This is a genomic window from Mobiluncus holmesii ATCC 35242, assembly GCF_000185445.1.
GTDB classification, from domain to species: Bacteria; Actinomycetota; Actinomycetes; order Actinomycetales; family Actinomycetaceae; genus Mobiluncus; species Mobiluncus curtisii.
The window spans coordinates 1,000,117-1,000,680 of record NZ_GL622346.1; the positions used below are offsets into that span (position 1 = coordinate 1,000,117).

1 protein-coding gene is annotated in these 564 nt (G+C 45.2%); it reads right to left on the reverse strand.

Annotated features, from left to right (window positions below):
* On the reverse strand, positions 1–564 hold a 564-nt coding region (locus tag HMPREF0576_RS09395), incomplete at both ends, for a restriction endonuclease subunit S (RefSeq protein WP_169305843.1).

The following is a 564-nucleotide window of genomic DNA, read 5'->3' on the forward strand; positions in this document are numbered from 1 at the left end:
CAACAACTCAACCTGACGATCCAAATCGGTAATCAAACCATCGATCCCTTTCAGCCGTTGAACAAGGTAATCAACGATTTGCCTTTGCTCTTCCACCGGAGGAACAAATAGTGGAATATTTCGGAGCGCCTGTACCTTAAAGTCCCATTGATCTGTGCGAATTCCGTAAGAATCCCTGCCAAAGAAGGGAATATATGCTTTTGACCGTATAGCCCAGTTGAAGAATTCAGAATCCACGGAAGACGCTAAATCGAAGGTGTAATACGCAGGACTGACAATCCCGTCATACAGCGACACTCCATATGATCCTTGCCAAGCCTTCATTTTGTTCATAACAAATTGACCGTTCCGAACTACCAAATAACCACTCAAATCATCTGGTAGACGGTTGTTGTTATCTGGCGACCCTTCAAGTTCACGATCTACAACCCCACGCTCACGTTCAACAGAAAGAACTCTCCAGGAAGGCTCACCCTTACGCGATTTACGGGTCAACAGAGATTTCAGAGAACGAGAATGCCAGCTATTTGGAATCTTCCCAATCCAGTCAATACCGCTGTCTTT